The 24,204-nt window shown below is 69.7% G+C and carries 24 protein-coding genes; 8 read left to right on the forward strand and 16 right to left on the reverse strand.

The annotated features are described in order from the left end of the window. Window positions 1-1,956 (reverse strand): acetate--CoA ligase, encoded by a 1,956-nt coding sequence (gene acs / locus L632_RS0117365; RefSeq protein ID WP_028717134.1) that lies wholly within the window; start codon window positions 1,954-1,956, stop codon window positions 1-3. Window positions 1,957-2,128: 172 nt separating this feature from the next. After that, window positions 2,129-3,055, reverse strand: a complete 927-nt coding sequence (locus L632_RS23015) for a LysR family transcriptional regulator (RefSeq protein WP_084637950.1) — start codon at window positions 3,053-3,055, stop codon at window positions 2,129-2,131. A gap of 160 nt (window positions 3,056-3,215) precedes the next feature. Between L632_RS23015 and L632_RS0117375 the strand changes: the two genes are divergently transcribed. After that, window positions 3,216-3,854, forward strand: a complete 639-nt coding sequence (locus L632_RS0117375; RefSeq protein WP_028717264.1) for a peroxiredoxin — start codon at window positions 3,216-3,218, stop codon at window positions 3,852-3,854. Window positions 3,855-3,872: 18 nt separating this feature from the next. Beyond that, window positions 3,873-5,036: a cystathionine gamma-synthase gene (gene metB, locus L632_RS0117380; protein WP_028717265.1), complete on the forward strand. Its 1,164-nt coding sequence runs from the start codon at window positions 3,873-3,875 to the stop codon at window positions 5,034-5,036. Window positions 5,037-5,317: 281 nt separating this feature from the next. Here metB and L632_RS0117385 read toward each other — a convergent pair whose 3' ends face one another. From L632_RS0117385 to L632_RS0117420, 8 genes are read right to left on the reverse strand one after another with little or no spacing between them, the layout of a single operon-like run. Further along, window positions 5,318-6,244, reverse strand: coding sequence for an FAD:protein FMN transferase (locus tag L632_RS0117385; RefSeq protein WP_028717266.1), 927 nt, complete (start codon window positions 6,242-6,244; stop codon window positions 5,318-5,320). Further along, window positions 6,241-6,816: a nitrous oxide reductase accessory protein NosL gene (locus tag L632_RS0117390; RefSeq protein ID WP_028717267.1), complete on the reverse strand. Its 576-nt coding sequence runs from the start codon at window positions 6,814-6,816 to the stop codon at window positions 6,241-6,243. The genes L632_RS0117385 and L632_RS0117390 overlap by 4 nt, the downstream gene beginning before the upstream one ends. Further along, on the reverse strand, window positions 6,813-7,637 hold the full coding sequence (locus L632_RS0117395; protein ID WP_036698743.1) for an ABC transporter permease: 825 nt from the start codon (window positions 7,635-7,637) through the stop codon (window positions 6,813-6,815). The genes L632_RS0117390 and L632_RS0117395 overlap by 4 nt, the downstream gene beginning before the upstream one ends. Beyond that, entirely contained in the window at window positions 7,634-8,533 is a 900-nt protein-coding gene (locus tag L632_RS0117400) for an ABC transporter ATP-binding protein (protein ID WP_028714695.1), read from the reverse strand. Before L632_RS0117400 ends, L632_RS0117395 begins: the two co-directional genes overlap by 4 nt. Further along, a complete protein-coding gene (locus L632_RS0117405; protein ID WP_028717269.1) occupies window positions 8,499-9,830 on the reverse strand; it encodes a nitrous oxide reductase family maturation protein NosD in 1,332 nt (443 codons plus the stop codon). The genes L632_RS0117400 and L632_RS0117405 overlap by 35 nt, the downstream gene beginning before the upstream one ends. 5 nt (window positions 9,831-9,835) lie before the next feature. Beyond that, window positions 9,836-11,794 carry a TAT-dependent nitrous-oxide reductase gene (gene nosZ / locus L632_RS0117410; protein WP_028714697.1) on the reverse strand — a complete coding sequence of 653 codons (1,959 nt, stop codon included), beginning with the start codon at window positions 11,792-11,794 and terminating at the stop codon, window positions 9,836-9,838. Between the two features lie 17 nt (window positions 11,795-11,811). Next, entirely contained in the window at window positions 11,812-13,989 is a 2,178-nt protein-coding gene (locus L632_RS0117415; protein WP_028717270.1) for a NosR/NirI family protein, read from the reverse strand. Further along, window positions 13,986-14,495 (reverse strand): hypothetical protein, encoded by a 510-nt coding sequence (locus L632_RS0117420; RefSeq protein ID WP_028717271.1) that lies wholly within the window; start codon window positions 14,493-14,495, stop codon window positions 13,986-13,988. Before L632_RS0117420 ends, L632_RS0117415 begins: the two co-directional genes overlap by 4 nt. Window positions 14,496-14,720: 225 nt before the next feature. Here L632_RS0117420 and L632_RS0117425 point away from each other — a divergent pair, with 225 nt between their 5' ends. Together L632_RS0117425 and L632_RS0117430 are read left to right on the forward strand one after the other, a co-directional pair. Continuing rightward, window positions 14,721-15,164, forward strand: coding sequence for a pseudoazurin (locus L632_RS0117425; RefSeq protein ID WP_028714700.1), 444 nt, complete (start codon window positions 14,721-14,723; stop codon window positions 15,162-15,164). Between the two features lie 151 nt (window positions 15,165-15,315). Next, the gene (locus L632_RS0117430) at window positions 15,316-15,588 is read left to right on the forward strand and encodes a DUF6522 family protein (protein WP_028714701.1); all 273 of its coding nucleotides are present in this window, start codon (window positions 15,316-15,318) and stop codon (window positions 15,586-15,588) included. Window positions 15,589-15,638: 50 nt separating this feature from the next. On the opposite strand, the gene ric is transcribed toward L632_RS0117430, so the two are convergent. From ric to L632_RS0117445, 3 genes are read right to left on the reverse strand one after another with little or no spacing between them, the layout of a single operon-like run. Continuing rightward, a complete protein-coding gene (ric, locus tag L632_RS0117435; protein WP_028714702.1) occupies window positions 15,639-16,304 on the reverse strand; it encodes an iron-sulfur cluster repair di-iron protein in 666 nt (221 codons plus the stop codon). Continuing rightward, window positions 16,297-16,881: a UbiX family flavin prenyltransferase gene (locus L632_RS0117440; RefSeq protein WP_028714703.1), complete on the reverse strand. Its 585-nt coding sequence runs from the start codon at window positions 16,879-16,881 to the stop codon at window positions 16,297-16,299. Before L632_RS0117440 ends, ric begins: the two co-directional genes overlap by 8 nt. Further along, window positions 16,878-18,347, reverse strand: a complete 1,470-nt coding sequence (locus L632_RS0117445) for a UbiD family decarboxylase (protein WP_028717272.1) — start codon at window positions 18,345-18,347, stop codon at window positions 16,878-16,880. The genes L632_RS0117440 and L632_RS0117445 overlap by 4 nt, the downstream gene beginning before the upstream one ends. Window positions 18,348-18,469: 122 nt before the next feature. On the opposite strand from L632_RS0117445, the gene L632_RS0117450 reads away from it, so the two are divergent. From L632_RS0117450 to L632_RS0117465, 4 genes are read left to right on the forward strand one after another with little or no spacing between them, the layout of a single operon-like run. Next, window positions 18,470-19,003: an SCP2 domain-containing protein gene (locus L632_RS0117450; RefSeq protein WP_028717273.1), complete on the forward strand. Its 534-nt coding sequence runs from the start codon at window positions 18,470-18,472 to the stop codon at window positions 19,001-19,003. After that, window positions 19,003-19,995, forward strand: coding sequence for a peptidase U32 family protein (locus L632_RS0117455; RefSeq protein ID WP_028714706.1), 993 nt, complete (start codon window positions 19,003-19,005; stop codon window positions 19,993-19,995). The genes L632_RS0117450 and L632_RS0117455 overlap by 1 nt, the downstream gene beginning before the upstream one ends. A 2-nt stretch (window positions 19,996-19,997) precedes the next feature. Further along, window positions 19,998-20,888 carry a U32 family peptidase gene (locus L632_RS0117460; RefSeq protein ID WP_028714707.1) on the forward strand — a complete coding sequence of 297 codons (891 nt, stop codon included), beginning with the start codon at window positions 19,998-20,000 and terminating at the stop codon, window positions 20,886-20,888. Between the two features lie 23 nt (window positions 20,889-20,911). Continuing rightward, window positions 20,912-22,126, forward strand: coding sequence for an NnrS family protein (locus tag L632_RS0117465; protein ID WP_028717274.1), 1,215 nt, complete (start codon window positions 20,912-20,914; stop codon window positions 22,124-22,126). 58 nt (window positions 22,127-22,184) lie between these two features. Here L632_RS0117465 and L632_RS0117470 read toward each other — a convergent pair whose 3' ends face one another. From L632_RS0117470 to narI, 3 genes are read right to left on the reverse strand one after another with little or no spacing between them, the layout of a single operon-like run. Then, complete coding sequence (locus L632_RS0117470; protein ID WP_028717275.1) at window positions 22,185-22,697, reverse strand: DUF2478 domain-containing protein; 513 nt, start codon at window positions 22,695-22,697, stop codon at window positions 22,185-22,187. Continuing rightward, window positions 22,697-23,500, reverse strand: a complete 804-nt coding sequence (locus L632_RS0117475) for a peptidylprolyl isomerase (RefSeq protein WP_028714710.1) — start codon at window positions 23,498-23,500, stop codon at window positions 22,697-22,699. The genes L632_RS0117470 and L632_RS0117475 overlap by 1 nt, the downstream gene beginning before the upstream one ends. A gap of 5 nt (window positions 23,501-23,505) precedes the next feature. Continuing rightward, entirely contained in the window at window positions 23,506-24,192 is a 687-nt protein-coding gene (gene narI / locus L632_RS0117480; RefSeq protein WP_028714711.1) for a respiratory nitrate reductase subunit gamma, read from the reverse strand. Window positions 24,193-24,204 lie beyond the last annotated feature (12 nt).

Consider the following 24,204-nt stretch of genomic DNA (forward strand, 5'->3'; position numbering starts at 1 on the left):
TCAGTGCCGGTTCATTCTGTTTTCGATGAGTTCGTCGACGACGGCGGGGTCTGCGAGGGTGGAGATGTCGCCGAGGGCGGCGAAATCGTCCTCGGCGATCTTGCGCAGGATGCGGCGCATGATCTTGCCCGAACGCGTCTTCGGAAGACCCGGCGCCCATTGGATCAGGTCCGGCTTGGCGATCGGCCCGATCTCGGTGCGCACCCATTTCTCCAGGTCGGCGCGCAGCTCGTCGCTGGGCTCCACCCCGTTCATCAGCGTCACATAGGCATAGATGCCCTGGCCCTTCAGCGGATGCGGATAGCCCACAACCGCCGCCTCGGCCACCTTCTCATGCGCCACCAGCGCCGATTCCACCTCGGCCGTGCCCATCCGGTGGCCCGAGACGTTGATCACGTCGTCCACCCGCCCGGTGATCCAGTAATAGCCGTCCTCGTCCCGCCGGCAGCCGTCGCCGGTGAAGTAATAGCCCGGATATTGCTGGAAATAGGTCTCCATGAAACGCTGGTGGTCGCCCCAGACCGTGCGCATCTGACCAGGCCAGCTGTCGGCGATGCACAGCACCCCCTCGGCCGGGTCGCCCTCCTGCACCGCCCCGCTCGCGGCATCCAGAACCACCGGCCGGACCCCGAAGAAGGGCAGCGTCGCCGAACCCGGCTTGGTCTCGATGGCGCCCGGCAGCGAGGTGATCATGTGGCCCCCCGTCTCGGTCTGCCACCAGGTGTCCACGATCGGGCAGCGCCCCTTGCCGACATGCCGGTCGTACCAGACCCAGGCCTCGGGGTTGATCGGCTCGCCCACCGTGCCCAGCACCCGCAGGCTGGACAGGTCGTATTTCTCGACCCATTCCGGCCCCTGCCCCATCAGCGCCCGGATCGCGGTCGGCGCGGTGTAGAACTGGTTGACCTTGTGCTTCTCGCAGACCGCCCAGAAGCGGCCGGCATCGGGCCAGGTCGGCACCCCCTCGAACATCAGCGTCGTGGCACCGTTGGCCAGCGGGCCGTAGACGATGTAGCTGTGCCCGGTCACCCAGCCCACGTCCGCCGTGCACCAGAACACGTCGCCGTCGCGATAGTCGAAGACGTATCGATGCGTGATCGCCGCGAACAGCAGGTAGCCGCCGGTGGAATGCACCACCCCCTTGGGCTTGCCGGTCGAGCCCGAGGTGTAAAGGATGAACAGCGGATCCTCGGCCCCCATCGGCCGCGGCGGGCAGTCGGGGCTGACCTCCTCCATCAGCTTCAGCACGTCCACGTCGCGCCCCTCGATCCAGGTGGTCTGGTCGCCGGTATGCTTGACCACCAGGCAGCGCACCCGGTCCGAGCAATGCAGAAGCGCCGCGTCGGTGTTCGACTTCAGCGCCGTCTTGCGGCCGCCGCGCGGCGCGGTGTCGGCGGTGATCACCAGCTTGGCGCCGCTGTCGTTGATGCGGTTGGCCAGCGCGTCGGGCGAGAAGCCGGCGAAGACGATGGAATGGATGGCGCCGATGCGCGCGCAGGCCAGCATGGCATAGGCCGCCTCGGGGATCATCGGCAGGTAGATCACCACCCGGTCGCCGCGCATCACCCCCTGCGACAAGAGCACGTTGGCGAAGCGGTTCACCTTGTCGGACAGCTCGGCATAGGTGATGTGGCGCGCCGGCCGGGCCGGGTCGTCCGGCTCGAAGATGATCGCGGTCTGGTTCGCCCGCTCGGGCAGGTGGCGGTCGACGCAGTTCACCGAGGCGTTCAGCACCCCGTCCTCGAACCATTTGATCGAGACCCGGCCCATGGTGAAATCCGTGTCCTTCACCCTGGAATAGGGCTCGATCCAGTCGAGCCGCAGCCCCTCGCGCCCCCAGAACCCCTCGGGATCCGAGAGCGATTCGGCATAGAGCCGCGCATAATCCCCAGGCCCCGCATGCGCAGCAGCAAAGCCAGACGGAACAGGATGTTTCTCAAGCGATTCAATGGACATGGCGCGCCTCCTCTACTCGCGACAGGATCGGTCCGCGACGCTCCCACCCTCCTCAAGGTGCCGCAAGCGAGCGTCCGCATGCCGATTGGCCGTGATGTTAACAGTAATCTCTATTTTTCGTAAACCATTTTTTTAAAAAGGGAATTTTGTAAATTTATTGACGACGATAAGCTTATTTTTGTAAATTATTCACAGGATCGTCAGCAGACCGGGGGTCCGGCCACTGACGCGCCGCGATCTCGGTCGCCCGCCGCAGGCTCGGCGGCGCGGCGGCGACGGCCTTCAGCCCGGTCCTGACCCGGTCCAGCACCTCGCCATCGGCGCGCTCGGCATAGACCATATGCGTCGAATGCGAGAATTCCGGCGCACCGGGCACCAGGGACAGCCGTCCCACGGTCAGGAAGGGCCGGACGATCCCAAGCCGGAAATAGCCGCAGCCGCCCACCGTCAGCAGATAGGTCAGCGCCAGCGGCCCCAGCGAGATCGACACGGGCGGGCTGAGATCGGGAAACGAGGTCTCGAAACTGGCGGCGAAATTCGGCCCCCAGTCGACATGAATGAAATCCTCGGCCGCGAAGCGCCCATCCGCGGCGCTGCTGACCAGCACCAGCTTTTCCTCGGCCAGCAATTCGTTGACGAGGTTCGGCGCATGGGGCGGGTTGTAGAGCACCGCCACATCCATCGAGCCCTCCTGCACCCGCGCCATCAGGCTGGCCGGGCCGTCCACCTCGGCCCGCAGCGCGATGTCCGGGCATTCGCGGCGCATCCAGATCAGCCAGTCGGCCAGCAGCGGATGCCACAGGCTCAGTTCTCCGCCCAGATGGACGCCGGCGCTGCGGCCGGGCGGCAGGGCGACCTGCTGGCGCGCCCGTTCCAACAATTGCAGCATGGCGGTGGCATGGCGCACCAGCCGCTCGCCCGAGGGCGTCAGCCGCGCGCCGGCCTTGTTGCGGATGAACAGCCGCCGGCCCAGGCTGTCCTCGAGCGTGCGGATACGGGCGCTGACCGCGGTCTGGGTGATGTTCAGCCGGTCGGCGGCGGCGACGAAGCTGCCGGAATGCACGACCTCGAGAAAGGTGCGGGCCTGATTGGTGTCCATGAAATAAGAATAAAATTATTGCTGATAACTGCAATATAATGAATTTGCCTGTGCCATGCCAGAGTGCCATCTTGCCCGGGGAACAGGGCCGCCCCCGCCGCGCTTCGCAGGCGCGGCGGGGCCGACGCCCCTGGACGACGAAGATCGAAAGGACATCACCATGTCACTGCAACTGGGCCAGATCGCGCCCGATTTCGAACAGGACAGCACCGAGGGTCCCATCCGTTTCCACGACTGGCTGGGGGAAGCCTGGGGCGTCCTGTTCAGCCATCCCAAGAACTTCACCCCGGTCTGCACCACCGAGCTGGGCGAGGTCGCCCGGCTGAAGCCCGAATGGGACAAGCGCGGCGTCAAGCCGCTGGGCCTGTCGGTCGATCCGCTCTCGGCGCATGGCGAATGGTCCCGGGACATCGCCGAGACCCAGGGCCATGCGCTGAACTTCCCGCTACTCGCCGATGCGGACGGCCGGGTCGCGCGGCTTTACGGCATGATCCACCCGGAAAGCGATCCGACGCTGACGGTGCGGGCGGTCTATATCATCGATCCGGCGAAAAGGATCCGGCTGGTCCTGACCTATCCGCCAAGCTCGGGCCGCAATTTCGCCGAGATCCTGCGCGCCATCGACAGCCTGCAGCTGACCGATGCCGAAAAGGTCGCGACCCCGGCGAACTGGAATCCGGGCCAGCCCGTCATCATCCCCGCCAGCCTGTCCGATGCCGAGGCCGGGCAGCGTTATCCGCAGGGCTGGCGGACCCTGCGCCCCTATCTGCGCGTCGTCGATCTGGCTGCGCAGGACTGACCTGGAAAGGAGCCCGCGATGGCAGAGGATGAGTTAAGCGACCGCAGCATCGCGGCAGCCCATGGCGTCGGCGGCCGCGACCGTTTCGGCGCCATCGTGCCGCCGATCTATCTCAGCACCAGCTATGCCTTTGCCGGCTTCGACCGGACGCGCGGCTATGACTATACCCGTGCCGGCAATCCCAGCCGCGACCTGCTGGCCGAAACGCTGGCCGGGCTGGAGCATGGCGCGGGGGCGGTGGTCACCTCCTCGGGCATGGCGGCGCTGGACCTGCTCTTGGCGCAGGTGCCGCCGGGCGGGACGATCGTCGCGCCGCATGACTGCTATGGCGGCACGCAGCGCCTGCTGACGGCGCGGCGCGACCGCGGCGCCTTCCGGCTGGCGCTGGTCGATCCCGCCGACCCCGCCGCCATGGAAGCCGCGCTGGCCGAGCGCCCGGCGCTTCTGCTGATCGAAACGCCCAGCAATCCCTTGATGCGGGTGACGGACATCGCCGCGCTGGCCGCGCTGGCGCATGGGGCCGGAGCGAAAGTGGCAGTGGACAACACCTTCCTGTCGCCGGCCTTGCAGCAGCCCTTGCTGCTCGGCGCGGATTTCGTGGTCCATTCCACGACCAAATATCTCAACGGCCATTCCGACGTGCTGGGCGGCGCAGTGGTGGCGGCACGGGCCGAGGATGCCGGCGCGCTGGCGGAATGGGCGAACATCACCGGCAGCGTCGGCTCTCCGTTCGACGCCTTTCTGACCCTGCGCGGCATCCGCACGCTTTTCGCCCGCATTACCCAGCAGCAGGCCAGCGCCATGGCGGTGGCGGAGTTCCTACGCGACCGGCCCGAGGTGGCGGCGGTGCATTATCCCGGCCTGCCCGAGCATCCCGGCCATGCGCTTGCCGGCCGCCAGCAGCGCGGCTTCGGCGCCATGCTCAGCTTCGAGCTGCGGGGCGGACTGCCGGCCGTGCGCCGCTTCGTCGAGGCGGTCCGGGTCTTCACGCTGGCGGATTCGCTTGGCGGGGTGGAAAGCCTGATCGCCCATCCGGCGACCATGACCCATGTCAGCATGGGCGCCGAGGCGCGGCGCGGCGCCGGCATCGGCGACGGGCTGCTGCGGCTGTCGGTCGGGCTCGAGGACGAGCGCGACCTGCTCGGCGGGCTCGATGCGGGCTTCGCGGCGCTCGGCGCGTAGTCGCGGCTGTGCGACCCGGTCAAGCGCGGACGCGCCGGGTCCCGCACACATGTCGCGCCAAGATCGCCGTCCGGCAGATCCCGACCGGCAGCGGCCTCATCGCCTGCAATTCGCTGCTGCGCGGGCCGGATGGATGCGCCGTGCGAAGTTCGGGCCCGGCGGCCGCGGCCCCGCAGGAACAGCAGGCCACAGGCATGTGCGCCGTCGGGGGCGGCCGTGCAGCATGATGTTCATGCATGATGCGGAAAGCTTGCGCGCCGCCGGGCCGTTTCCCTGCCCCGTCAGCCGCGGCCGGTTCCGTGCGGATGCGCAGCTTCGATCCGGGTGCCCGGAACCCCGGCCAGCAGCCTTTCCAGCGCCGGGCGATCCGCGGTCAGGCAGGCAGCCGTGGACAGCGCATCGGCCAGCGCCGCGCCGGGTGCCGAGATGCTGACCGAGCGCCAGGCTGGAGGCGCCGGCATTCCGCTGCGCGGATCGAGGATATGGCCGTCGCGTCCGGCGGCGTCGAAACAGGTGCCCAGCGGCGCCGAGGTCGCCAGCGCCCGGGCGCGCAGGCCCACCGCACCACCCCCGGCCAGCCGCACCGGCCATTCCGTGCCGTCGGGCCGGGCGCCCAGGGCCCGCAATTCGCCGGTATCGATCAGGATGTCGTCCAGCCCCTCGGCCTTAAGCAGCGAGGCGACCCGGTCGGCGACATAGCCCTGCCCGATGCCGTTCAGCGTGATCGCCATTCCCGGCTCCAGCGCGATGCGTGCCGCGTCCAGCCGCAGGCGCCGCCAGCCGGTGCGGGCCAGCGCCTCGCGCCGCGCCTGCCGCGAGGGGCGGTGTCCTGCCGCAGCGGCCTCGGCCCAGAGCGACCAGAGCGGCTGCACGGTCGGATCGAACAGCCCGCCGCTGGCGCGATGCACCGTCCCGGCCAGAGACAGGCATTCAAGCAGTTCGAAGGGCGGCGCATCCAGTGCCCCCTCGCGGTTCAGGCGGGAAAGCGCGCTGTCCGGGCGATAGAGGCTGAGGATGTTTTCCAGCCGGTCGATCTCGGCCAGGCAGCGGGCGGTGATCGCCTCGGCCTCCGGGTGGTCGATGCGGATCGAGGCACGGGCGCCGAGCGCCTGCCCGACCCAATGCCGGCCCGGCTGGGCGCGCGAGGCCACAGGCAGCAGCGCCATGGCGGCGGTGATGGTCAGAAAGCGACGGCGGGACAAGGTCATGTCGCGGGCTCCTCGGGTTGGCTGAGCGCGCGCAGGCGTTCAAGGAAATCGGCGTCCGAGCCGCTGTCGGCCGCGGTTTCCTCGGGCGTCAGCACCATCTCGTCGGGGATCGCGTCAAGCGTCATCACCTGCCCGCCATGGGCGGCGGCAAAGGCCCCGGCAGCCTCGCGGCTGGAGAAGGGCACCGCCTCGGGCGCGCCCATGCCGCCCATGCGGGCCGAGCCCATGACGTAGAAGGCGTCGCCGGCCGGAATCCAGTTGCCCTCTCCCGGCTCTTCCCAGCTTGCGTCTGCCCTGCCCATGTCGTTGACATGGATGGCCAGGATCGGGTGGCTCTGTTCCGGCATCCTCGCATAGGCGATGGCGTCGCGGACCTGGCTGAAGAACAGGGGCGTGCCCGGCATCCCCTCCAGATGCACCTGCGCCTTGGGGCCGGGATGCTCCAGCAGGTTCATCTGGCAGAAATGGCCCAGCGTCTGGGCGTTCAGCTCGACCGGGGCGGTGTCCTGCGCCACCTCCTCGCGGCAGGCGGCAAGGCCCAGCAGCAGCACCAGCAGAAGCGCATGTCTCATGGCGTGACCTTTCGGAATGCGGCAATGGCAAGGCCAAGCGCGGCCAGCGGCCAGGCCAGGACCGACAGCGCCGATTGCCAGAGCGGGATGGTCGCGGCGGCCCCGCCCACGCCGGCGGCGGCGGCGGTGGCCTCGGCGGCCGAGAGGTTGAACAGGCGGAAGGCATCGGCCGGGTTGGCCAGCAGCGCGACCGGCAGCACCTCGGTGGTGAAGCCGCCGCCGCCATCGGCGACGATCAGCGCCAGCAGGCCCAGGTCGTAAAGCACCACCAGCCCCAGCCACAGCCCGACCGCCAGACCCGCCGCGCCCGAGGGCCGCCGCGCGATGCTGGACAGCGCATAGCCCGCGCCGAGGAAGGTGGCCCCGAGCAGGGTCGAGCTCCACATCAGCCGCCACAGCGCCGGCAGCCCGGCGGTCGAGGCCGGATCGGTCCAGACCGCCGCCAGCGCCGCCGCGCCGTAGCCGGCCCCGACCGCCAGCGCCAGGATCGCCATATGCGCGACCAGCTTGCCCGCCAGCACCTCGGCCCGCGCCACCGGATAGGTCAGAAGCAGGGGCAGCGTGCCGCGCTCGACCTCGCCGGCGACGGCGTCGAAACTCATCAGCAGCGCCAGCAGCGGCACCAGATAGACGGCCAGCGAGGTCAGCGAGGCTACGACAACCGACAGCCGGTCGGCGCCGATATCGCCGGTCGGCGCGGCGCCGGCCGCCGCCAGCACCAGCGCGAAGACCACCATCAGCCCGGTGGCGATGGCCACCCAGCGGTTGCGCAGCGCGATGCGGAACTCCAGCGCCGCGGTGGAAAGGATGCGGCGGATCATTGCCCGTCCCTCCGGCTGAAATGGCTGTAGATGTCTTCCAGGCTGGGCGGGATCACGTCCAGATCGGCGACCTGCCCGCCCAGCCCAGCGATGCGGGCCAGCAGGCCCAGCTTTTCGTCCTGGGCGCAGGCCAGGTGCAGCGTGCCGTCGCCCGCCAGCCGCGCCTGCGGCAGCGCATCGGCCAGCGCCCCCGCCGCGCCCTCGGCGGGCGTCACCGTCAGCCCGACCGGCAGGGCGGCGCGGCGGCGCAGCTCCGCCAGCGTGCCCTCGGCCACCAGCCGGCCCTGCGACAGGATCAGGATGCGGTCGGTGCGGGCCTCGACCTCGGTCAGCACATGCGAGGACAGCAGGATCGCCGCCCCCTCGGCCGCCAGCCCGTCGAGCAGCGCATAGAAATCGCGCCGCGACACCGGGTCGAGCCCCGAGGTCGGCTCGTCCAGCACCAGCAGCCGCGGCCGCCCGATCAGGGTCTGGGCCAGGCCGACGCGCTGGCGCATGCCCTTGGAATAGGTGCCGATGCGGCGACGCGCGGCCTTGGCCAGCCCGACCCGCTCCAGCAGTTCCATGGCCCGGCGCGGGCTTTCGCCGCGCAGGGACAGGTAATGGCGGATCTGCTCCTCTCCGGTCAGGGCCGGGTGGAAGGCGGCGTTTTCCGGCAGATAGGCCACCTGCATGCGCGCCTGGGCCGAGCCGGGCGCGGCGCCGCAGACGCGCACCTCGCCGGCATCGAACGGGATCAGGCCCAGGATGATCTTCATCATCGTGGATTTGCCGGCGCCGTTATGGCCCAGCAGCGCGACGCGCATGCCCGGCCCGAGGTCCAGCGAGACCTCGGCCAGGGCCTCGACGCTTTGGAAGCGCTTAGTGAGACGCGAGATCGTCAGGGTCGATGTCATCGTAAGTTCCTTTTGCCCAACGCCCGGCGGCCTCGGCCTCATAGGCCGCGATCTCGGGCGGGACGGGGATGGTCAGGGGCCGCATCAGCGGCGCGCTGTCCTGCACGCCGCCCGGCAGGGTGGCGGGAAAGCTCTGCTGGCTCCAGCGGATCAGCTGCACGGCGGGGGCGCCGGTCAGGAGTGCGGCGGCAGGCTGCGACCACAGGATGTGGTCCATCAGGTCGTTGGGGCGATAGACCCCGTCGGCGATGCCGTCGCCGTTCAGGTCGAAGCCCGGATGGTCGGACCAGAAATTGCCGCGCCCCTCGTGGCTCCATTCGATATGGCGGGTGCCCACGTATTTCACCTGCTCGCGATTGCCGATGAAGGCGTTGCCGCTCAGCACGTTGCGCTCGGACCCGGCGGTGAAATGGATGCCGATGCCGCAATCCTGGAAACGGTTGTTCCAGATCAGGTTCTTGTGCGCGTTATAGATGAACAGGCATTTCCGGGAACCGCCGCGGATCAGGTTGCCGGTCACGTCGGCATTGTTGGCATAGTTCAGCATCAGGCCGTGCTCGCGGTCGCCCAGGCTGCGGTTGTCGCGGATCACCGCCCGGTCCGAGAACATGATGGCGAAGCCCAGATGGTTGCCGATGCTGACATTGCCCGACACCTCGGTGTTGCGGGTATACATGAAATGCACGGCAAAGCGCAGGTCGCGAAACAGGTTGTCGCGATAGAAGCTGTCGGCGCTGGCATTCGAGAAGATGCCGTCCCGGCCGAAGCGGACGCTGTTGCCCTGAACCAGCGCGCCGGGGCTGTTCCAGACATAGATGCCGTTGCCGCGCTCGTTTATGCGGGGGTCGCGGGTGCCGATGATCTCGTTGCCGACGATCCTGGCGTCGCGGCCGCCATGCAGGTCGATGCCGTGCATGTTCCCGGTCAGCCGCAGCCCCAGCACCTGCGCCCGGTCGGCGCCCTTGAGGATCTTGACCCCGGCGTCGAGGTCCTTGTTCGCCATGCCCGAGCCGGTGACCGAAAAGCCCTGCAAGGTGACGTCGGGGGCGTCGATGGTGACGACCGTGCCCTGCCCCTGCCCGTCCACGACGGCGGCGCGGCCGCCGGCGATGGTCAGCGGCCGGTCGATGGTGACGGGGCCGGCATGGACCCCGTCCTGAAGCCGCAGCACATCGCCGGGGGCGGCCCCGGCGATGGCCTTGGCCAGGCTGCCCGGGCCCGGCGCCACGGCATGCTCGGCCGCAAGCGCGGGCCAGGCAATGAGCAGGGCGAGGGCAAGGGTCAGCAGGCCGCGCATCGGGTTCAGGCCTCCCTCGGCTCGACCAGCATGCGGCCGCGCATTTCCATGTGCAGCGCATGGCAGAACCATTGGCAGTAATACCAATAGACGCCGGGATTGGCGGCCGTGAAGGTGACCGAGGCGGTCATCTGCGGCCCGATCTCGATGGCGACGCCGTGATTGCCCATCGTGAAGCCATGCGTCAGGTCGTCGATCTCGTCCAGGTTGGTGACGATCACCGTGACCTCGTCGCCCTCTTTCACGGTAAAGCTCTCGACCGAGAAGCTGGGCGCGACGCTGGACATGTAGACCCGCACCTTGTTGCCGTCGCGGATCACCTCCTCGGTCCAGTTGTCGAGGTCGACGCCATCGGCCTCGGCCTGGGCGCGGGTCTCGGCCCACATCGGGTCGTTGCGGTCCCAGACCGACTTGATGTTCGACAGGATCGAGGGATGCACGGCGATGGCGTCATGCGGCTCGGCAAAGGTCGGGCCGTCATGGACCAGCACCATCTTGTCGCCCGAGATGTCGATCAGCTGGTCGTTCTCCGGCTTCAGCGGCCCGACGTTCAGGAAACGGTCCTTCGAGAACTTGGACAGGCAGACCAGCCAGTCGGTGGTGGCGTCCAGCGTCTCGCCCATCACGGTCTTCAGGTGGCCGGGCTGGTAATGCACGTCCAGCTTGTCCTTGATCGGATCGACCTTTTCGCCGGCATAGGCGCGGATCGCGTCCTCGATGTTCCACTTGACCACCTGGCTGTCGAGGAACAGCGAGGTATAGGCGTTGCCGCGCCCGTCGAAGGCGGTGTGCAGCGGGCCGAGGCCCAGCTCCGGCTCGGCCACCACGGCGCTGCGCGGCTCGGCGTTCTCGTAGAACAGCGCGTCGAACCGGGTCACGTCCAGCACCGTCACCGTGGGCGACAGCTTGCCGGCGACGCACAGGTGCTTGCGGTCCGGCGCCATGTTGCAGCCATGCGGGTTGTTGGCGATCGGAATGTAACGGGTAAAGAGGCTGTTCGCCTCTTTCCGGCCGTCCAGCACCTTGACGCCGTTCACTTCCTGATACTCGCCCGCGGCGACGGCCTTTTCGATCTCGGCGATGTTGAAGACGACGATGTGATCCATCTCGGCCGCCGTCATCTCGGCCAGGGTCAGGCCCTTTTCCGAGTTGTAGGAGGTCGAGAAGGCCCATTTGCCCTCGTAATCGGCATCGCAGTTGTCGAGGTTGCCCGAGACCAGCACCTGCCAGGCGACTTCCCACTTGTCGGCATCGACGGCGGTAAAGACGTTCACATATTGATCGACGTTCTCCATGTTGGTGCCGTCGTTGACCAGCGGCGCCTCGTCCTCGCCGTTGCAGAACACATAGTTGCTGCGCGGCCATTTCTGCGGCCGCAGGCCGTGGATGCCCTTGGCGTTGGGGATCTCGAGGATGGCGTCGCATTTCATCACGTCGCAGCGCACCCGCGCCACGCGGGTATTGGCCTTGTCGTTCATGAACAGGAAGCGGCCGTCATACTTGCCCTCGGTGAAGGACATGTGGACGTGGTGCAGGTCGCCGTTGTCATGGATGCGCTTGCCGTTGGCGGCGAGGTATTTCTTCGTCCGCTCGCTCATCGTGCGCTGGTGGATGCGGATCGATTCGTTGGTCTGGCCCCAGCCGGTGGCCGAGCAGCGGTTGAAGACCGGCACCCGCATCAGCTCGCGCATCGAGGGAATGCCGAGGATGCGCATCTCGCCGCTCTGGCCCGAGGACCAGAAGCCGTAATAGCTGTCGAGCTGGCCGGGCGCCACCGCGCCATCGGCGCCGGCGGCCAGCGCCGCGCCGCTGCCGGCGACGCCCGCCACCCCCGCCGTGCCAAGGCCGAGCGCGGCCGGCCCCAGGGCCAGCCGTCCGCCGAACGCGCCGGCCATGGCCGCGCCCCCGGCCGTCGCACCCAAGAGCGCGCGGCGGCTGAGACCCTTTTCCTGTTTCGATTCCATGATCGAACTCCTTCTGGTTAAGCTTCAATCTTGCGGGCGGCGTTGGGATGGCCGGCCGGCGGCTGGCCCAGCTTGGGCATGCTGCCGGCGGCCACGGCCTCGCGCCGCTTCAATTTCTTGATCACCACCGGGCAGGTGGTCTCGGACTGGTAGAGCACCTGGCAATGCAGGCAGTTGATGCATTCGTTGGGATTGATCTCGCCCGTGGGGTGGATCGACTGCACGGGGCATTGCCGGGCGCAGGTCTGGCAGGGATTGCCGCATTCGTGATAGCGCTTGAGCCAATCGAACATACGCATCCGGGCCGGGATCGCCAGTGCCGCGCCCAAGGGGCACAGATAGCGGCAATAGAACCGCTCGACGAAAAGCCCGGCGATCAGCAGCGCCGCCGCATAGGCCACGAAAGGCCAGGCCCGAACGAAATTCAGGATGATCGCGGTCTTGAAGGGCTCGACCTCGGCCAGATGCTCGGCCTGCTCCACGCTCATCAGCGAGACGCCGAAAAGGCCCAGGAAGATCATGTATTTGACCGGCCAGAGCCGCTCGTGCAGCCCCCATGGCAGGGTCCATTGCGGGATGCGCAGCTTGCGCGCGATCTGGTTCGTCAGCTCTTGCAGCGCGCCGAAGGGACAAAGCCAGCCGCAATAGGCCCCCCGGCCCCAGAAGAGCAGCGCCGCCGCGACCGCGAACCACAGGATGAAGGTCAGCGGATCGAGCAGGAAGGCCTGCCAGCTGAAGCCGTTCACCAGGCTGCCGAACAGCGCCATCAGGTTCACCACCGACAGCTGCGCATTGGCATACCAGCCCAGAAACACCAGCGTCACGGTCAGGAAGCCCATGCGGAAGACATAGAAGGCGCGCTCGTTGCGGGTGGCGAAGCTCTGGAAGAAGAACACCCCGGTCAGCACCAGCAGCATGGCGCCGAGCCCGGCGATCTTGGGCTTGGAATCCAGCCAGATGCGCTTCCACAGCTCGGCCTGGGCCTGGCTCTCGTCGGGCTGGGCCGCGGGCGCCGCGGCCTGGGGCGCGGCCACGCCGCGCAGGTATCTCTGCGGCAGCTGATAACCCAGGTCGAAGGTGTGGAAGACCTTGTCGATCGGCCCGACCTCGCGCTGGACCAGCAACTGGATACGGAAGGGCTTCGTCGGATCGAAACCCGAGGCGGCGGGGATCTTGAACAGGTCCATCTCGGCGAAGTCCGGGGCGCCCTCGGCGGCGATGGCGTTCATGCGCCGGTGGTCGCGGTCGCGGAAGCGGACCGAGATGTCGTCCTGGATCAGCACGATGCGGTCGAAGATGCCGCCGCGCACATAGCCCGAGCCCTTGAAGCTGTAGAGCCCGCGCCCCATCACCGCGATGGCCTGGTCGCCCGGTTCCAGCCAGCTTTTCAGGTTCGCATCCTGCGCAGCGCCCAGCAGCGCCCCGCCGATGGCGGGGACCGAGACCAGCCCGGCCTGCATCTCGATGAAGGTGGTCTCCGGCGGCTGGGCCAGGGCGCGCTCGGCGGCGCGCGGGTCGGGATTGGCGGCGAAGGCGGCGTTCACCTGGCCGACATCCAGCGACAGCCGGCGCAGCGTGCCGTCGCCCTCCATCTCGTGCCAGTCGGCGGGCGGGGCGGCCTCGGGATCGATCTCGAATGTCGGGCCGGTCGCCGCGGCTTCGGGGGCAAGGCCGCCAAGACCCAGCGCGCGCGCGACCTTCAGGCCCGAGCGGACGATGGAATCGTCGATCACCATCACCGTGACCGTGGCGCCCGAGATGATCTCGACCTCATGCGCGGTGCCGCCCGAACGGGCCTCGGCCACCAGGTCGAGGCCCTGATAGCCTTCGACCAGCGCCTTGACCTTGGCTTCGGGGATGCCGATCAGCACGATGGGCTCGGAATGCTTGACCAGCCGGACGCCGGCGATCTTCGCATCCCGGTCCAGCGCCACCAGCGTATGGATGGGCTTGCCGGAATAGCCGGTGGTGCCGACGAAATCCGAGGTGACGAAGGCATGGGCGACGGTTTCGCCGCCCTTCAGCACCGGCGCGACGGCCAGATCCGGGCGGATCGGCCCGAACCCCTCGGCGCCGGGCACCAGATCGGCCGCGTTCTGCTCCGGCAGAAGCTGGGCCAGCACGCTTTCGGCGGCCGCTGGCAGCGCCGGCAGCATCAGCAGCGCAAGGGCGAGGACAAGGCGAAGGATCTTCATGCTCGGGCATCCATGGCAAATGCCCGGGCCCCGCGCTTCGTTAGGCGCGGCTCGGCCGCAACCGGCCGAAGGCTTTCGCCCGCAGGCGACAGGACCGTGACGGTCCGGGCAGAAAGGAAAGACGGCGGGCCGCGCGCCAGCACCATCAGCGGCCGGCCCGCGCCGCGGACCTGCGCCCCCGGCAGCGGCCCGGCCTGGCGCAGCCATTGTCCCGGCCCCGCCGGCAGGCACGGCTCGGGGCCGGCGGCCAGCATGGAGGGATGGCAGACCGGGCAGTCGCGGCATTCCTGCGGCGCAGGATGTTCGTTGCCCTCGGCGTCCAGCCAGACCGTCCGGGCATGGCCCTCGGCGCAAAGCACGACCTCCTGCAGCGGCCCGGTCAGCGCCGCCGCCAGATGCGCCGGCATGGCGGCGCCGGTCCCTGCCCATCCCGCCAGCAACAGCAGCAGGATCGCGGCAAGGGTGATGGGGGATCGGGCCCGGTTATGGTTCGCGCGGCGGCACATGCCCCCCGTCTATGCCCCGGCCCCGCACTCCGCGTTGATTTAGGTCAAGCAATGCGACCCGAGGCCGGAAAAGCGACAGCCGGTCGCAGCTGCGACAATCTGTCAAGCCAAGAGCCCAAGTTTTTCCCTCGGCATTTGACATTGCTCAAGCTGCGGGCCGCGGAAAGGGTCTAGGAAGACGGGCGAAGGGCGGGTTTGCCGCCCGGACCACCCAAGGAGAACACGATGTTCCACAAATCCCTCGCCGCTGCCGCCGGAGCCCTGCTGGCGCTTGGTCTTGCCGCCCCCGCATTCGCCGAAACCCATGACGTGCACATGCTGAACAAGGGCGAAGCCGGCCCCATGGTGTTCGAGCCGGCCTTTGTCCGGGCCGAGCCGGGCGACGTGATCAACTTCATCCCGACCGACAAGAGCCACAATGTCGAAGCCATCAAGGAGATCCTGCCCGAAGGCGTGGAAACCTTCAAAAGCAAGATCAACGAGGCCTATACGCTGACCGTCACCGAGCCCGGCCTGTATGGCGTGAAATGCACGCCGCATTTCGGCATGGGCATGGTGGCGCTGGTGCAGGTCGGCGACGAGCCGGCGAATCTCGACGCGGCCAAGACGGCGAAGATGCCCAAGAAGGCGCGCGAGCGCCTGGATGCCGAACTGGCGCAGGTCAACTGACCCGGCGGCCAGCAGCAGCGGAAGGCGCGGCGCGACTGGGGTCGCCCGCGCCTTGTTTTTGACAAAAGTCAGGCGGAACGCCCCGCCCGGCCATGGCAAAACGCCGCGCGGGTCCCCATATCCCGGCCATGACGATCACGGGGAAGCAGCCATGGACAGGATCGACTTGACCGAAAGCGGTTTCGTGGTCGAGGCGCAGGAACTGGCCTCGGCCTTCGGGCTCGATCCCGGCCGGGTGCCCGAGCTGCTGCGCGAGAACCGCATCACCACCCGCTGCGAGACGGGCGAGGGCGAGGATGCCGGCCGCCACCGCCTGACCTTCTTTTTCCGGGGCCAGGCGCTGCGCCTGACCATCGACGCCGCGGGCACGATCCTGAAGCGCGCCCGCTTCGCCATCCCGACCCGCACCCCCGCGGGGGGCTGAACGCCGGGCAAGCCCCCGGCGCCGCGGCGCCGAGGGGCCGCGCGGCCCGGTCAGGCCGCCAGCACGCGCGGGAACAGCACTTCCTCCTCCAGATGGATATGGGCGACCACGTCGTCGCAAAGCTTGCGCAAGCCGGTATATAGCGCCGTCCACGAGCCGCAGGCGCCGACCGGCAGGGTCAGGCCATGGGTGACATGCTCGATCCGGCGCAGCTGGCTGCCGGTATCCTCGTGCTCGGCCTGCATGATGCGGATCGGCCCGGCCAGCATGGCGCCGGCGCCCTGCAGGATGGCGGGGAACAGCACCGTCTCTTCCTTGGCCATATGCGATTCGAGCTCGTCGCGCAGCGCCAGCAGCGCCTCGGTCAGGCCCAGGGGCGCCTCGTCATGGTCGCCATGCACCGTTTCGACCCGCTGGGCGAGGCCGATCAGCCAGGCCAGCTCCTCGCGATGGGTGTCGTGATAGCGCGTCAGGATGTGGTCGATCAGCGCCGGTGTCTCGGCCGGCGCGTCGCGCCCGGCGCGGTCGATCAGCGCCTGCAGCTCGGCGGTCAGCGCCGGCAGGGCCGCGCCGGCCTTGGCCGCGGCCTCGGCCAGGGGAAGGTTGCCGCCGCAGCAGAAGCTGATGCCGGCGCGGCGAAAGACCTCGGCGGCGCCGGGCAGCCGGGCGGCGATGTCGCCGACGATGCTGTCGGGGGCAAGGGTGATCTCAGTCATGGCGTTCTCCATCGGTTTGGGCAGGGGTCCAGGCCCGGGCGAGCGGCGGGCCGAGGCGCAGCAGATCGACCGCGCGGGCGGCGATCTGGGCGGTGGCTTCGGCCAGGCTCTGCGGACGCAGGTAAAAGGCCGGCACGGGTGGCAGGATCACCGCGCCCATCCGGGTCGCGGCCTGCATGTTTTCCAGATGCGCCAGCGTCAGCGGCGCCTCGCGCGCCAGCAGGACCAGCGGCCGGCGCTCCTTCAGTTGCACCGAGGCGGCGCGCGTCAGCAGCCCGTCGTCGAAACCATGCGCGATGGCGGCAAGGCTGCGCATCGAGCAGGGCGCGACGATCATGCCGGCGACCGGACAGGAGCCCGAGGCGATCCCGGCCCCCAGGTCGCGCTGCGCATGCACGCGCGTGGCCAGCGCCTGCAGGTCGCGCAGCGCGCCGGGGCCGGCCTCTTCGACCAGCGTGCGCTCGGCCATGGCCGAGACGACCAGATCGATCTCGGCCCCGGCGCGGGTCAGCGCGCGGGCGCAATCCAGCGCCAGCACCGCGCCCGAGGCGCCGGAAACGCCCAGCACCACCCTCATGGCAGCACCGTGGCAAGCAGCGCCTCGGCCCGCGCCTCATGGGCGGGGTCAAGCTGCATGACCCGACCCCATTCCCGCCCGGTCTCGGCGCCGATCTTGGTGGTGGCGTCCAGCCCCAGCTTGCCCGCCAGCCCCTCGATGGGCGAGGCGAAGTCGAGGTAATCCATCGGCGTGCGGTCGATCAGCATCGCATCGCGCCCCGGGTCCATCCGGGTCGAGATCGCCCAGGCGATGTCGTCCCAGTTGCGCACGTCGATGTCGCGGTCCACCACGACGACCAGCTTGGTATAGCTGAATTGCGGCAGCATCCCCCACAGCGCCATCATCACCCGCCGCGCCTGGCCGGGATAGCGCTTGTCGATCGCCACCACCGCCATGCGATAGGAACAGGCGGCGGGCGGCAGCCACAGGTCGGTGATCTCGGGGATCTGGGCGCGGATCACCGGCAGGGCGAGTTCGTTGAACAGCTCGCCGATGACCGAGGGCTCGTCGGGCGGCCGGCCGGTGACGGTCGAGAGATAAAGCGGCTCGTCGCGGCAGGTGATGCGGCTGACGCGCATGACCGGGAAGGGTTCGACGGCATTGTAATAGCCGGTATGGTCGCCGAAGGGGCCTTCGGGCGCCGTCTCGCCCAGATGGATCCAGCCCTCGACGATCACTTCCGCCCGGGCGGGCACCATCAGCGGCACGGTCTGCGCCGCGACCAGTTCCGCCCGCGCACCGCGCAGCACGCCGGAAAAGCCAAGCTCGGACACCGTCTCGGGCAAGGGCAGCGCGGCGGCCAGCAGCAGCGCCGGATCGGCGCCAAGCGCGATGGCGACGGGCATCGGCTCGCCCGCCCGCGCCCAGCTGCGGTGATGCGCCGCCCCGCCGCGATGCGCCAGCCAGCGCAGGATCAGCCGGTCCGGCCCCAGCACCTGCGCGCGATAGACGCCCAGGTTGTAGCGCGCCAGGTCCTCGGCCCGGCTGTCCTGCGGCCGCGTCAGCACCACCGGCCAGGTGATCAGCGGCCCGCCATCCCCGGGCCAGGGCGTCTGCACGGGCAGCGAATCGAGGCCGGGCAGCGCGGCCTCCTGCACCGGGCCGTTGCGCATGAGCTTCGGGCGCGTCGCCAGCGCCGCGCGCAGCATCGGCCAGCGCGACATGGCGTCGCGCATGCCCTCGACCGGGGCCGGGCTGCGCAAGGCGGCGAGGAATGCGCCGAAGCCCGCGATCTCGTCGGGCTGCAGCCCCAGCCCGGCCGCGACCCGCGCCCTGGTGCCGAACAGGTTGGCGACGACCGGAATGCGCGATTCCCCGGGCCGGTCAAAGCGCAGCGCCGGCCCGCCGCGGCGCAGGCAGGCCAGCTGCACCGCGGTCATCTCATGGCGGGGCGAGACGGGCTCGGCGATGCGCGCAAGCTCGCCCCGCGCCTCCAGCCAGGCAAGAAAGGCCCGCAGATCGGGGAAGGAGGGAAGGCTGCGCATCGAAGGCTCCGGCAGGCCCGCGGCAAGGCGGGCGGGTCATGGGTGCAAGCTAGGCGAGGAATTCCGGCCGGGGCTTGACGAAGATCAATCACAGCGCCGATTGACCGGCCTAGACCTTGGACATGACCCAGCGCCCCGCCCTGACGCCGCTGCTGATGCGGCTTCCGCCCCCGCCCCTTGCCCGCCGGGCCCTTGGCCTGGCCCTGACGGCATTCCTGCGCCGCATCGCCGCCCGCCGGCCCGCGATCCTGTCGCGGCTCGGCCCGCATGGCCGGGCGCGCTTCCTGCTCGATGTCAGCGACGGGCCCTTCCTGCTGCTGATGGAGCCCGAAGCGCGGCGGCTGTCCGCCCATTCGCGCCGCGCGCCCGAGCCGGCGCATGACGCCGCGATCCGGGGCGGGCTGGCCGCCTTCCTCGCCATGCTGCACGGCGCCGAGGACGGCGATGCGCTGTTCTTTTCCGGCGAGCTGCAGATTTCCGGCGACACTTCGGCGGTGCTGGCGCTGCGCAATGCGCTGGACGATGCCGAACTGGACCTGACCGAGGAGCTGGCGGCGCTTTCCGGCCGGCCGCTGGACCGCTGGCTGCGCCGCGGCTCGGAGCTCGTCGCCCGCAAAAGCGGGCTGGTCCTGTCCCGGCAGGAGGTGACGCCATGATGGAACTGGTCTGCCCCGCCGGGACCCCGGCAGCCTTGCGCGCAGCGGTCGATGCCGGCGCGCACACGATCTATTGCGGCTTTGCCGACGAGACGAACGCCCGCAACTTCCCCGGCCTGAACTTCAGCCGCGAGGAACTGGCCGAGGGCGTGGCCTATGCCCATGCGCGCGGCGCGCATGTGCTGGTGGCGATCAACACCTTCCCGCGCGCCGGCGACCAGGCGCTGTGGCACCGCGCCGTGGCCGACGCCGCCCGGCTGGGCGCCGATGCGGTGATCCTGGCCGATCTGGGCCTGATCGCCCATGCGGCCGAGGCCCATCCCGGCCTGCGGCTGCACCTGTCGGTGCAGGCCGCCGCCGCCAATCCCGACGCGATCAACTTCTATGCCCGGACCTTCGGCATCCGCCGGGTGGTTCTGCCGCGCGTGCTGTCGGTCGAGGAGATCACCGCCATCAACCGCGAGATCGACGTGGAAACCGAGGTCTTCGTCTTCGGCGGGCTCTGCGTGATGGCCGAGGGGCGCTGTTCGCTTTCCTCCTATGCCACCGGGCTGTCGCCGAACATGAACGGCGTCTGCTCGCCCGCCAGCCACGTCGCCTATGCCGATGTCGGCGGCAATCACGAGGCGCGGCTGGGCGATTTCCTGATCCACCGCACGCCCAAGGGCATGCCGGTGCCCTATCCGACGCTGTGCAAGGGCTGCTTCACCTCGCCCGATGGCAAGGGGGACAGCCAGACCGGCCATATCTTCGAGGATCCGGTCAGCCTGGACGCGACCCGGCTGATCCCGGCGCTGCAGAAGGCCGGGGTCCGCGCCTTGAAGATCGAGGGGCGGCAACGCTCGCGCGCCTATGTGGCGCAGGTGGTGCGCGCCTTCCGCGCCGCCGTCGAGGCCGCCGAACAGGGCGCGCCCATGCCCGAGGGACTGCTTGCGCGGCTGACCGAGGGCCAGGCCGCGACCACCGGCGCCTATGCCAAGACCTGGAGATGACCATGGACCTGACCGTCGGCCCCATCGCCTTTTTCTGGAACGCGGACCAGGTCCGCGAATTCTACCGGAGCCTGGCCGAAACCCCCGTCAAGCGGGTGGTGATCGGCGAATGGGTCTGCTCGAAGCGCCTGCCCTTCTGGCAGCACGAGATCCCCGCCGCGGTCGAGGTGCTGCAAGCCGCCGGCAAGGAGGTGGCGCTGTCCACGCTGACGCTGATCACGCTCAAGCGCGAGCGCCGGCAGACGGCCGAGCTGTTCGCCTCGGGCCTGCCGGTCGAGATCGCGGACCTGACCGCGCTCGAACACCTGCCCGAGGGGGCGCCCTTCTGGGTCGGCCCCACGGTCAACGTCTATAACGAGGGCACGCTGGAATGGCTGGCGTCGCGAGGCGCGCGCCGCATCTGCCTGCCGCCCGAGCTGCCGCTGGACTCGGTCGCGCATCTCGCTCGTGCCGGGGCCGATGCGGGCGTCGCGGTCGAGGTCTGGGGCCATGGCCGGGCGCCGCTGGCGATCTCGGGACGCTGCTATCACGCGCGGCTGCACGACCGCGCCAAGGACAGCTGCCAGTTCGTCTGCGCCGAAGACCCCGACGGCCGCACGGTCGAGACGCTGGAGGGCCAGCCCTTCCTGACCGTGAACGGCGTCCAGACGCTGAGCTATACGCATATGAGCGTCGCGGGACAGATCGGCGCCCTGCGCGAGGCCGGCATCGGCGCGCTGCGGCTGTCGCCGCAACCGGGCGATTTCGCGGCCGTGGCCGGGCTTTACGCGCGCCTGCTGGACAGCGGGCTTTCCGCGCGCGATGCCCTGGCCGACCTGCGCCGCATCCAGCCCGGCGCGGTGTTCTCGCAGGGCTTCCTCGAGGCGCGCGCCGGTGCCGCCGCCTGCCCCTGATCCATGTCTGACGGAGACGCGCGATGTCCACCTCGGAACGCATGCGCAATTATCGCGGCCCGGTGCTCTTCAGCTACGGTTTCCGGCCGTTCTTCCTGCTCTCGGCGCTTTGGGCGGCGCTGGCCATGGCGATCTGGGTCGCCATGCTCGGCGGGGCCGAGATCCTGCCGCTGGCCTTCGACCCGTTCAGCTGGCACGCCCATGAATTCCTTTACGGCTACCTGGCCGGGGTCATCGCCGGCTTCCTGCTGACGGCGGTGCCGAACTGGACCGGGCGGCTGCCGGTGATGGGCGCACCCCTGGCCGGGCTGGTCGGGCTGTGGCTTCTGGGCCGGGTCGCGGTCGCGGTCTCGGGGCTGATCGACTGGCGGCTGGTGATGCTGGCCGATCTGGCGCTGGGTCTGGCATTGCTGGCCTTTCTTGCGCGCGAGGTCCTGCGCGGCCGGAACTGGCGCAACCTGCCGGTGCTGGCGCTGCTGGGGCTGTTCACCGCTGGCAACGCGCTGTTTCACATCGAGGCCGCCCGCGGCGGCGCGGCCTTCGAGGGCCTGGGCATGCGCCTTGGACTGGCCGCGGCGCTGATCCTGATCGCGCTGATCGGCGGACGGATCATCCCCAGCTTCACCCGCAACTGGCTGGCGGCGCGCGGCGCCGGGCGCCTGCCGGCCACCTTCGGTCGCGGCGACGGTGCGGTGCTGGGCCTGACGGCGCTGACGCTGGCCGGCTTCGTCGCCGCGCCCGACGCTTCCGCCATGCCCTGGCTGATGCTGGCCTGCGGCGCGGCGCATCTGTGGCGGCTGGCGCGCTGGCAGGGTGTGCAGACCGGGGCCGAGCCGCTGCTCTGGGTGCTGCACCTGGCCTATGCCCTGCTGGCGCTCGGCTTCTGGGCCGAGGCGGCGGCGGGTTTCGGGCTGCTCGCGGCGGCGCCGGCGCGGCATGTCTGGCTGGCCGGCACCATCGGGCTGATGACCCTGGCGGTGATGAGCCGTGCGAGCCTTGGCCATAGCGGCCGGGCCCTGCATGCCGGGCGCGGCACCACGGCGCTTTATCTGGCGCTTCTCGGTTCGGTGGCGCTGCGGCTGCTGGCCGGGCTGCTTCCGGCGCAGGTCTGGCTGCTGCATCTGTCGGGCACGCTGTGGCTGCTGGCCTTCGGCGGCTTCGCCCTGCTTTACCTGCCGGTGCTGGCGGGACCGAAGATCGCCAGGAAGCCGGTCTCGGGGCCGGGCCGCACCGCCTGACGAGAAAGCCAAAAGGCCCGGTCCGAGGACCGGGCCTTTTCGCCATGGGGGTCTTGCCTCAGGCGGGATGCGGCGCGCAGGCCGCCCGGCACCAGTCCAGCACCATCGCCTCATCGGCGGGAAGCTGCGTGGCAAGCCCGTCGGCGAAGGCCCGGAAGGCCGGCAGGTTCAGCCCGTTCACCCCGGCCAGGACGGGGATGCCGCGCGACAGCGCCTCGGCGATCAGCGGCGCAAAGCCGCGCCCCTCGGATTCCTGCTTGCCGAACTTGTTGACCAGCAGCAGGTCGGCACCGGGCAGCGCCGCGGCGACGCCCAGCACCGCCGCCTCAAGGACCCCCGCATCCAGCCGGCAGCCGCGCGCACCGTCGCCGCGATCCTCGCTGATGCGCAGCACCGGGCCGTCGGGCAGCACCCGCAGGTCCATGTCGCATTTAATGCGCCCCTCGCGCCGCGGGTTGGTGTGCACCGTCCCGGCCAGCCGCAGCCCCGCTGCCTGCGCCCGTCCGGCGATGGCGGCGAGGAAGCGGTCGTTGGCGCCGCGCCCGGGCAGGCTGACATAGGCCAGCCGCATCAGATGCCCCCATCGCGCCGGAAGGAGACGCCGGAGATCCTGGCCCCCGCGACCAGCCGGTCCACATAGGCGCGGCTGGCGCGCAGCCAGGCCGCCTTATCATGCGCCTGGCGCAGCTGCGGCAGCACGGCTGCGAAAGGCAGCACCTCGCCCCGCGCCCGGGCGTCGAGGCGGATGACATGCAGGCCGTAGCGCGTCTCGGCCAGCGCCAGCGTCCCCTCCTCCATGCCGGCCAGCACGGCATCGAACTCGGGGACGGTATCGCCCGAGCTCAGCTGCCCCAGCACCCCGCCGGCGGTCTTCGACGAACAGGCGCTGTGATGCGCGGCCAGTTCGGCAAAGCGGCGCGGCGCGGCGCTCAGCTCGGCCAGCACCGCCTCGGCCCGGGCGCGCGCCTCGGCACGCGCCGGGGCGTCGTCCGGCGCGGCGGCGAACAGGATATGCGCCGCCTCGTAGAGCGAGGGCGCGCGGAACTGTTCGGGATGGGCGGCGTAATGCGCGGCCAGCGCCGCCTCGTCTGCGGGCTCGGGACGGATGGCCCGATCCAGCAGGGCGCGGATCGCCGCCTCCTCCTCGGTCTCCCACTGGCCGGGGGCAAGCTCGGCCGGCTCGGCGGCGATGCCCCGGGCGCGCGCCTCTTGCAACAGAATCTCGCGCACCGCCAGCGCCCGGGCGGCGGCGCGCCAGGCATGGCCGGGCTTGCCCTTGGGCGCAGGATGGTTCTGCGCCTCGGCCGCGATGCGGCCGGGGTCGATGGTCACGCCGTTCACGACGACCGGCGGCAAGAGCGGTTTCATCTGCATCGCCGTCACTCCGCCGGATGACGCCTGGAGCGCACGATCTGATAGCCCGGCCGCCACAGATAGCGCAGCGGGGCCGAGATCATATGCACCAGCCGGGTGAAGGGGAACAGCAGGAAGATGGTCAGGCCCAGCAGGATATGCAGCTTGAAGAGCCAATGCGCATTGGCCAGATGCTCGGCCGCCCCGGCGCGGAAATAGGCGATGCCCTGCGCCCAGGACATCAGCAGCGTCATTTCATGCCCGTCCAGATGCTGCATCGAGACCAGGATGGTCATGAGCCCCAGCACCAGCTGCGCGACCAGCAGCACCAGGATGCCGGTATCGGCCAGGGTGGTATGGGCGCGCACCCGCGGATCGTAAAGCCGGCGATGCAGCAGCATCCCGCCGCCGACCAGCGCCATGACCCCCGCGATGCCGCCTGCGGTCATGGCCAGCACCTGCTTGGCGCCATGGCTGATGCCGATGGCATCGAAGACCGCGATCGGGGTCAGAAGCCCGACCAGATGGCCGAAGAAGATCACCAGCACGCCGACATGGAACAGGACCGAGCCGATGACGAATTGCCGCCGCCGCAGGATCTGGCTGGATTTCGACTTCCAGCTGAACGGGTCCTGATCGTAGCGGATGATCGAGCCGAGGATCATCACCGTGATGGCGATATAGGGGTAGATGCCGAAAAGGAAGTTGTTCATCTGCGCCTCCTG

The organism is Paracoccus sp. J39 (assembly GCF_000518925.1).
Classification (GTDB): Bacteria; Pseudomonadota; Alphaproteobacteria; order Rhodobacterales; family Rhodobacteraceae; genus Paracoccus.

Excerpts from the sequence above, each read along its gene's own strand:
- acs (WP_028717134.1), bottom strand. The coding sequence starts at position 1,956 with ATGTCCATTGAATCGCTTGAGAAACATCCTGTTCCGTCTGGCTTTGCT.
- L632_RS23015 (WP_084637950.1), bottom strand. The coding sequence starts at position 3,055 with ATGGACACCAATCAGGCCCGCACCTTTCTCGAGGTCGTGCATTCCGGC.
- L632_RS0117375 (WP_028717264.1), top strand. The coding sequence starts at position 3,216 with ATGTCACTGCAACTGGGCCAGATCGCGCCCGATTTCGAACAGGACAGC.
- metB (WP_028717265.1), top strand. The coding sequence starts at position 3,873 with ATGGCAGAGGATGAGTTAAGCGACCGCAGCATCGCGGCAGCCCATGGC.
- L632_RS0117385 (WP_028717266.1), bottom strand. The coding sequence starts at position 6,244 with ATGACCTTGTCCCGCCGTCGCTTTCTGACCATCACCGCCGCCATGGCG.
- L632_RS0117390 (WP_028717267.1), bottom strand. The coding sequence starts at position 6,816 with ATGAGACATGCGCTTCTGCTGGTGCTGCTGCTGGGCCTTGCCGCCTGC.
- L632_RS0117395 (WP_036698743.1), bottom strand. The coding sequence starts at position 7,637 with ATGATCCGCCGCATCCTTTCCACCGCGGCGCTGGAGTTCCGCATCGCG.
- L632_RS0117400 (WP_028714695.1), bottom strand. The coding sequence starts at position 8,533 with ATGACATCGACCCTGACGATCTCGCGTCTCACTAAGCGCTTCCAAAGC.
- L632_RS0117405 (WP_028717269.1), bottom strand. The coding sequence starts at position 9,830 with ATGCGCGGCCTGCTGACCCTTGCCCTCGCCCTGCTCATTGCCTGGCCC.
- nosZ (WP_028714697.1), bottom strand. The coding sequence starts at position 11,794 with ATGGAATCGAAACAGGAAAAGGGTCTCAGCCGCCGCGCGCTCTTGGGT.
- L632_RS0117415 (WP_028717270.1), bottom strand. The coding sequence starts at position 13,989 with ATGAAGATCCTTCGCCTTGTCCTCGCCCTTGCGCTGCTGATGCTGCCG.
- L632_RS0117420 (WP_028717271.1), bottom strand. The coding sequence starts at position 14,495 with ATGTGCCGCCGCGCGAACCATAACCGGGCCCGATCCCCCATCACCCTT.
- L632_RS0117425 (WP_028714700.1), top strand. The coding sequence starts at position 14,721 with ATGTTCCACAAATCCCTCGCCGCTGCCGCCGGAGCCCTGCTGGCGCTT.
- L632_RS0117430 (WP_028714701.1), top strand. The coding sequence starts at position 15,316 with ATGGACAGGATCGACTTGACCGAAAGCGGTTTCGTGGTCGAGGCGCAG.
- ric (WP_028714702.1), bottom strand. The coding sequence starts at position 16,304 with ATGACTGAGATCACCCTTGCCCCCGACAGCATCGTCGGCGACATCGCC.
- L632_RS0117440 (WP_028714703.1), bottom strand. The coding sequence starts at position 16,881 with ATGAGGGTGGTGCTGGGCGTTTCCGGCGCCTCGGGCGCGGTGCTGGCG.
- L632_RS0117445 (WP_028717272.1), bottom strand. The coding sequence starts at position 18,347 with ATGCGCAGCCTTCCCTCCTTCCCCGATCTGCGGGCCTTTCTTGCCTGG.
- L632_RS0117450 (WP_028717273.1), top strand. The coding sequence starts at position 18,470 with ATGACCCAGCGCCCCGCCCTGACGCCGCTGCTGATGCGGCTTCCGCCC.
- L632_RS0117455 (WP_028714706.1), top strand. The coding sequence starts at position 19,003 with ATGGAACTGGTCTGCCCCGCCGGGACCCCGGCAGCCTTGCGCGCAGCG.
- L632_RS0117460 (WP_028714707.1), top strand. The coding sequence starts at position 19,998 with ATGGACCTGACCGTCGGCCCCATCGCCTTTTTCTGGAACGCGGACCAG.
- L632_RS0117465 (WP_028717274.1), top strand. The coding sequence starts at position 20,912 with ATGTCCACCTCGGAACGCATGCGCAATTATCGCGGCCCGGTGCTCTTC.
- L632_RS0117470 (WP_028717275.1), bottom strand. The coding sequence starts at position 22,697 with ATGCGGCTGGCCTATGTCAGCCTGCCCGGGCGCGGCGCCAACGACCGC.
- L632_RS0117475 (WP_028714710.1), bottom strand. The coding sequence starts at position 23,500 with ATGCAGATGAAACCGCTCTTGCCGCCGGTCGTCGTGAACGGCGTGACC.
- narI (WP_028714711.1), bottom strand. The coding sequence starts at position 24,192 with ATGAACAACTTCCTTTTCGGCATCTACCCCTATATCGCCATCACGGTG.